The sequence below is a fragment of the Streptomyces sp. NPDC049577 genome (assembly GCF_040675635.1).
In the GTDB taxonomy this organism is placed as follows: Bacteria; Actinomycetota; Actinomycetes; order Streptomycetales; family Streptomycetaceae; genus Streptomyces.
This window is the reverse complement of sequence record NZ_JBFAPH010000626.1, coordinates 1-1,408: the sequence shown is the minus strand read 5'-3', so window position 1 is coordinate 1,408 and position 1,408 is coordinate 1. Positions and strand designations below refer to the sequence as shown.

Here is a 1,408-nt window from a genome sequence, read left to right as displayed (position 1 = left end):
ATCCCCGGGGTACCTTTTATCCGTTGAGCGACGGCGCTTCCACAAGCCACCGCCGGATCACTAGTCCCGACTTTCGTCCCTGCTCGACCCGTCGGCAGCGCCACCAGCAGCGTCACCACCACGAAGACGATGACCCGCTGCCGCAGCAGCCGGCGGTCCGGTCCCGGACGCCGGGCACCCGGCTGGGTACGGGCGCCGGGCCGGGGCGTCTCGCGGCCGCGTGCCGGACGCCGCTCGGACGCCGGCCGACCCGCCGGGCGGCCCTCCGCGGGACGGTGCTGCTCCACCGGCCGGTGACGCTCCTCCAGATGCGGCCGGGTCGGCGCGGGCGGGTGCGGACGCGGCGTCGGGGCGCCGCCCGGACGCCGCTCGGTGCGCTGGAGCTCGTACTCGGCGGCCCGCCGCCCGGCGGGGCGTTCCGGCTCGCGCCGGGGAGAGGGCGGACGCCCCTCCGACAGGCCCTGCGCCTCACGGGCGGCGATCTCCTTGAGCCGCAGCGAGAGCTGGAGCGTGCTCGGACGCTCCTCCGGGTCCTTGGCCAGACAGGCGTGGATCAACGGGGCCAGGGCGTCCGGCACGCCCATGAGCTGCGGTTCCTCGTGCACCACCCGGTAGAGCATCACCTCGGAACTGCCCTGGCCGAACGGCGAGTCGGCGGTCGAGGCGTAGGCCAGCGTCGCCCCGAGGGCGAAGACGTCCGTCGCCGGGGTCACCGCGGCGCCGCGCACCTGCTCGGGGGCGAGGAAACCGGGGGAGCCCACGGCGGTGCCGACGTGGGTGAGGGTGCTGGCGCCCGTGGCCCAGGCGATGCCGAAGTCGATGATGCGCGGGCCCTTGGGGGAGAGCAGGATGTTCGACGGCTTCAGATCGCGGTGGACCACACCGGCGTCGTGCACGGCGAGCAGCCCCTCCGCCAACGCCGCGCCGACCGAGGCCACCTGAGCGGCCGACAGCGGACCGTCCTCGTTGACCTTGTCGTGCAGCGACGGCCCGGGCACGTACTGGGTGGCGAACCAGGGGCGGTCCGCCTCCAGGTCCGCGGCCACCAGCCGCGCCGTACAGCCGCCCCGGATCCGCCGGGCCGCCGAGACCTCACGGGCGAAACGCGAGCGGAACTCCTGGTCCTCGGCCAGATCCGGCCGGATCACCTTCAGCGCCACCCGCTGCCCGCGCTTGTCGGACCCCAGGTACACCACGCCCATGCCGCCCGCACCGAGTCGCCGGTGCAGCCGGAACGAGCCGACGACACGCGGGTCCTCGCGACGGAGCCGCATCATCGTCATCTTCGTCCCCTACCTCCGGTTGGGGCTGCCCCACATAGCCGCCCGGCCTCTGACGTGGCACAGCTTACGGATTGGCGGGCGAACGTGCCGACAGGCCGCGCATGCGTCGGCAACCGGATTGCGGG

Annotated in this window: 1 protein-coding gene; it reads right to left on the bottom strand. The window is 74.4% G+C overall.

Features of this window, described 5'->3' with window-relative positions:
- The coding region (locus tag AB0K09_RS33355; protein WP_366069131.1) for a protein kinase at positions 1 to 1,283 on the bottom strand (1,283 nt) is incomplete at its 3' end.
- Positions 1,284 to 1,408: the final 125 nt, after the last annotated feature.